This is a genomic window from Nostoc sp. DedQUE02 (assembly GCF_034531035.1).
Classification (GTDB): Bacteria; Cyanobacteriota; Cyanobacteriia; order Cyanobacteriales; family Nostocaceae; genus Nostoc.
Window position 1 is genome coordinate 1 of sequence record NZ_JAVRBY020000127.1, and the last position, 5,775, is coordinate 5,775.

The 5,775-nt window shown below is 44.6% G+C and carries 5 protein-coding genes and 1 pseudogene; 4 read left to right on the forward strand and 2 right to left on the reverse strand.

The window, feature by feature from the left end:
- Positions 1-154, reverse strand: a pseudogene (locus RMX98_RS35905) (IS701 family transposase); the annotation flags it as partial.
- Between the two features lie 76 nt (positions 155-230).
- Here RMX98_RS35905 and RMX98_RS35910 point away from each other — a divergent pair.
- Positions 231-740 (forward strand): transposase, encoded by a 510-nt coding sequence (locus tag RMX98_RS35910; RefSeq protein WP_409882103.1) that lies wholly within the window; start codon positions 231-233, stop codon positions 738-740.
- Between the two features lie 283 nt (positions 741-1,023).
- Here RMX98_RS35910 and RMX98_RS35915 read toward each other — a convergent pair whose 3' ends face one another.
- Complete coding sequence (locus RMX98_RS35915; RefSeq protein WP_409881954.1) at positions 1,024-4,566, reverse strand: filamentous hemagglutinin N-terminal domain-containing protein; 3,543 nt, start codon at positions 4,564-4,566, stop codon at positions 1,024-1,026.
- 488 nt (positions 4,567-5,054) lie between these two features.
- Between RMX98_RS35915 and RMX98_RS35920 the strand changes: the two genes are divergently transcribed.
- The 3 genes from RMX98_RS35920 to RMX98_RS35930 all read left to right on the forward strand — a co-directional run.
- Positions 5,055-5,240 carry a hypothetical protein gene (locus RMX98_RS35920; protein ID WP_409881953.1) on the forward strand — a complete coding sequence of 62 codons (186 nt, stop codon included), beginning with the start codon at positions 5,055-5,057 and terminating at the stop codon, positions 5,238-5,240.
- Positions 5,237-5,443 carry a nuclear transport factor 2 family protein gene (locus RMX98_RS35925; RefSeq protein WP_409881952.1) on the forward strand — a complete coding sequence of 69 codons (207 nt, stop codon included), beginning with the start codon at positions 5,237-5,239 and terminating at the stop codon, positions 5,441-5,443. The genes RMX98_RS35920 and RMX98_RS35925 overlap by 4 nt, the downstream gene beginning before the upstream one ends.
- Before the next feature lie 49 nt (positions 5,444-5,492).
- Positions 5,493-5,775: NAD-dependent epimerase/dehydratase family protein (locus RMX98_RS35930; RefSeq protein WP_409881951.1), on the forward strand; the 283-nt coding region annotated here is incomplete at its 3' end.

Sequence of the window (5,775 nt, forward strand, 5' to 3'; positions counted from 1 at the left end):
AAAAGCGAAAAGACATAGCTGTTCGGAAGGCTTCTAAAGCTTCAGCAAAAGTGTTCAAAGGTTTCGAGGCCCACCTTCCTCTTAAACCTCCAGTCATCTGATGCCAAAGAATAAAAGTGTAGGCACAAAAAACTAAGATAAAATGCCTAATTAGACGGGAGCATCCCAAATGTGCAAAAATACGGAAAGAAATATTATTCGCGAGTTATCATCGCTACACAAATGTTAAGGTGACTCAAAAGCGAGGTTTTGGTTGGTTCAACTTGGCTGTTTATTGGAAGAGGAAGTACAGAGGTAAACAAGACAAATCAGCTTGGTATTTATTAACTAATTTGCTGGATTTGAACACTGCTCTCAAGATATATGCTCAACGTTTTGGGATTGAGGCGATGTTCAAAGACTGCAAAACTGGCGGTTATAATCTGGAAAGTTCTCAAGCCAGTTCTGATAGACTTGTGTGTTTGATTTTATTAATCGCTTTGGCTATGACCAGTGCTTGGTTATATGGACAAAGAACTAAATTTCAAAAACTTGATTCCTATATTTGTCGCCAAAAAGAAAAAAATAGAAATCAGAAGCGTCACAGTAATTTCTGGATAGGTTTATATGGTTTCAATTGGATAGAAGCTCTGTATGGGTGTCAAGCATGGGTCAAGGAACTGGTCGGTTTCAGTCGCAATAAGCAAGCATATTACCAGCGAGGTTTAAGGGCTATGGAGCTTATACAGCAAGCTCTTTAACTCGCTTGTCGCCCCTTGAACTACTGTCCCGTCTCGATCCTAGAAAAGAAGTTTTTGGTTATCGCTTGCATCTACAACTTGAAAGTTGGTTAAACGAACTATTACTTCTTCAGAATTATAATGCCCCATTGATTAGCGAATAATTATTTACAGCGAATTGCAATCAAACGTGCCACAATTAAAAGCAATACTGGGCTTTTTTTAGGATTTATTTTTGTAGCGGGTTTGATCAAAAACTGCTGTAAGCTTCTCTCAACTCGAATTTAGAGAAAAGCAACTTGCATTATTTTTGAATAGCGGTGGTTTGAGATGGGCAAGCTGTGATGGGCGTTCGCGTAGCGTCTCGCAGAGAAGCCCCACTGGAAACGATCGCAGAGGCAACAGCATTTGTCTGCGTAGCTATGGGTACAGAGGCTGTTAGCTCCACTGCGCCAGACTTATTTATTACCCAACTAGTAGCTTCTACAATAGTTGGGCTAATTTGCTTAACTTCTAATTGAGGACTTTTGCGCCCCAGACTCCGACTCAAGTATAAATTCTCTCCTACAGTTGTGCTTTTTTGTTCTTGAGGATTCAATGTTACCCAATCAACAGTTGCAGTTTGATTAGTGGCAAGTGCTTGAGTTGGTAGAGGTGGCAAACCGCCACGTCCGGTGATGGTAAATGAATTACCTTTATTTGCCAGACAGCCTTGAGCAATCAAACTAGAGCGATCTACAAAATTGGCTGGCAATTCCACTAATCCGTTATTGGGATCTACATCTGGTGTATTGACTTGCACTGTTCCATTAAACTGCGGAATTACCCCTGTGGCAGTGATATCACTTGCACCTGTTGGTGTCTTCTGAAACTTAGTCCCAAAAATCCCTTGAGCATTAATAGTCACATTCCCACCACGAAAGTCTAGGGAATTGGCGCTGATATCGCTATTTTCTTGGGAAACAGCAACGATGAAACCATTTTTGGCATCAATGCTGATGTTACCCCCTGGGATGTTTTCACCAGTGGCGTTAGTAGTGATGGCACTACCATTGCGTAATAGTAACAAGGGAGTACGCAAAAAGATATTTCCTCCGCCGCCTGTGGTGTCAGCTCGGATGCTGCCTTGGTTGTTGAGATAGATGCGATTGGCATCCACAAACAACGAACCGGCACTGCCTGTGCCCGAACTGCTGACCGTCACTTTTGCCTGGTTTTGGATGCTGAGGGTTCCTGTTTGTAGCTTTAAGTCCCCACCCTGACCGCCGCCAGCCGTACCAGCAGCAATAATTGAACCATCGCCTGTGAGAGTAATCGACTCTGGGGCAGTAATGGTTAGCGTTCCTCCTTGACCGTTGGCCTTAGTGGAGGCAGAGACTTGTGCGCCATCCTGAAGGTTCACCCTAACACTTTGCCCGTTCCCCCGTGGCTGAATAGTCAAGTTGCCTGCATCTGCTGCACTGGTGGTGTCGGCAAATAGACCACTGGTTGCCCCACTCAGTTGCAGGTCTGGAGTATTAATTGTGATGTCGCCAGCACGACCGCTACTAGAAGTCGTGGTCAGTAGTTGCCCGCCACTCAAATCCACTGCGTCTGCACTGACGGTGATATTGCCAGCGTTTCCAGATCCGGCAGTGGAAGCAGCGAGTTGAGAACCATTAAGCAGTGAGAGCGATCGCGCTGTGATGTCAATATTGCCGCCTGTGCCAACTCCACCTGGATCGAGCGTGCTGATGGCATTTCCTCCATTAAACGAGACAGCATCTGTAGCCTGAATCTGGATATTTCCAGCATTTCCTTGCCCTTGTGTCCTCGTGTTGATTTTTCCCTGGTCAGAAACAAAGAGCGATCTTGTGGTAATAATTACATCTCCTCCACTTCCCACAGTTCCTTCCTCAACCGAGGTAAACACTCCACTAAGGAGGTCGGTACGAGTCGGTGCTGTTCCACTAATCTCTACAGAGTCACGAGCATTAATGGTGACCCTACCTGCGTTACCCGTTGCACCAACACTGGGTTTATTCGCGTCCTCTTCTTTGCGTATTGCACCATTGGTGGCGGTATTCACGGCACCCCCGTTGGTCAGAAACAGCGAGCCAGTTGTGATTGTAACATTTCCCCCTTGACCCACAGATCCTGAAATTGCGTCTGTGAGGATAGTACTGGCGAAGACTCCATCAGAGGATGCACCATCTAGAGAGACGCGATCGCGGGCATTAATATTTACATTACCAGCATTTCCCTGCCCCCTCGTATAGGAAAATAGGCTAGCGCCCCTTGTGAAGGAAAGCGACTTTGTACTGATGTTGATACCGCCAGAGTTACCATTGCCAGTTGGGTATACGATATTGAATATATAGCTGCTGTCATCCAAAGATACGGTATCTCGAGCATTGATATTTACACCCCCAGTATTTCCCCCTCCACTCGTTGCAGAAATCAGTTCAGCGTTCCCTGTGAGAGAAAGTGACCCTGTAATGATGTTGATATCACCAGCGTTACCGATACCAGTTGGGTTCACGCTATTGAGTACAGCAGTCTGAATCCCATCCAAAAAGACGGTATCGCGGGCATTAATATTTACACTACCTGTATTTCCTTGTCCACTCGTGTTGGAATACAGTAGAGCGTTCCCTGTGAGAGAAAATGACCCCGTAGTGATGTTAATATCCCCAACGTTACCGATACCAGTTGAGTAAACTCTATTAAATACAGCAGTATTATTACCATCTAAAGAGACAGTACTGCGGGCATTAATATTCACACTACCTGCATCTCCCTGTCCACTAGTGTAGGAAGCAACTTGAGCGCCATTGGTCAAAGAAAGCGACCCTGTAGTGATGTTGATATCACCAGTGTTACCTGTCCCTCCAGGCCGGACTTCGTTGCCGATGTAGCTACCATCAGTATTTATTGTTTCTGTTGCATTGAGTTCAATGTTCCCTGCTTGAGCGTCAGCAAAACCCAAACCTTCCTTGATTCCCACCCGAAGTCTACTTCCTTGGTTCAGGGTCAAGTTCCGAGCTGTGATGGCAATACTCCCGCCATCCCCAGCACGAACGTCTATAAAAGCGCTGTTGCTGAGGGAAACATCTGCCCGCGCTATACCATCGGGAAAACTCAACCGCCAATCACCAGCCGTTCTACTCAGACCCACTGCCCCCTCTCCAGCAACAGCACCTAACTCCACTCGGCTTCCCGGACTGACGATTTTCCCGCTTTCTAACTGGACATCACCACCTACTAGTAATAGGCTCCGTCCCGGTGACACCTGAAGCCCAGTACTGTTGTTAGCGGTCGAGCGGTTGATGATTGGTTGTGCTGCTAGTTGATTGAAAAACAAGGCATTAGGATTGATGTTCAAGACTTGGCTGGGCAGAGGTTGTCCCGGATTCGTACTAAACATATCTCCATTTGCTAATCTTATTGAATTGGCAGTCGTGGCAACAAAAGAACCCCCGATGTTAAGTGACGCATTTGCACCAAAAATAATGCCATTGGGATTGAGCAAAAATAAATTCGCCGCTCCATTTGCTCGAATCACACCATCAATATTGGAGATCGATCCACCCGTTACGCGGCTGAAAATGTTCTGCACATCTGCGCCATTGTTGAAGTAGGCAGAGCCTCCTGTTGGCACAGATAATGATTGGAAACTGTGGAACAGATTGCCACCCCGCTTTGCCCCGCCGTCGATTTGGAAATTGAGATTGCCAGAAACTTGCGATCGCTCCCCCGGAGGCAGCGTGTTATCGGGAATCACTTGAGCTGCGCTCGGTCGAACACAATCAAGTATCCAAAAAACACTGCACATCAGAAGCCATAAATTTAGATGCCACTGACTCATCTTGCTGTCTTGCCTCCAGGGATGCTCGAACAAAAATGTTCAGTGCAGTTCTCACATTCAAACACTTTAAGCATAAAGATTACAGTAGACGACTCAGTAATTGCAAATAATTATTAGATTTTCTTTACAAAATGAGTTGACAGATAGCATGATTTTACATTGTTCATAGCTGTGATTTATTTCAGTTATCTTTTTATTTAAATTTCAAGACCATCTTCAAAGTCAATACTTCGGCGAAAAAAGAGTATAAATAGAGAGGGTTCTGGTAGTAGAGTTATTATCTTTCACAATGAGAATTCAAAGCTACACTTTGCCGTGTTCGACAAAAAGCTGACTGTGGAAGATGTCTGTTACCGCTTTTGTGCGCTGCGACAATACGTAAAGAAATTTTTTTTCCCTAGCTGCATAATGTTGATTCGCTCACACCCATAGATTTATAGAACTTTGACAAACTAATCAATTTATGAATTTCTCTGAGACCATCAAGTATGCCAGTAAACTCTCTAGAAATTGTCAAGCAGGCTTACATTTACCTCAACCAAAAAGATATTCCTAGTTATTTTTCTTTAATGTCTCCTGACGTTGAGTTTTATCAAACTGAAGAACTTCCTTGGGGCGGTCGCTATCGTGGCTTTGATGAGAGTAAGGTTTTTTCTCCAAATTTTCTCCATTGATTGATTCTTCAGTCGAAATATTTAATTACATTCCATCGGGTGATAAAACCGTTGCGATCGGCAAAACGAGTGGCGTAGCAAAGCAAACTGGAAAAAAATTTAGTTGTAACTTAGCTCATATTTGGACAATTCAAAAAGAGAAAATTGTGCGACTAGAGGTTTACATCGACATTAATGTAATGAAACCTGCTTTGAGGTCATAAGTTAAACAAAATGTAAATGTTTCACAGGCTTTAATTAGGGGGTTTACAGATGAGAATTTTTGTTGCAGGGGCAACGGGAGTGATCGGTCGGACGCTAATCGCGCAATTGCTCGCAAAAGGACACGATGTAGTTGCTCTGACCCATTCTCCAGACAGAGCCAAAATTTTAGCTGAACAAGGTATAGAATCTGCGATTAGGCAGAGCCTACGCTTCGCGAAGGCAGATGTATTCGATGCAGAAGCGCTCATTGCTGTGATCGTTCGCGCTCAACCGGAAGTGGTTATCGAACAACTCACCGCTTTACCCAAAACTTACACTGCTGAATCGATGA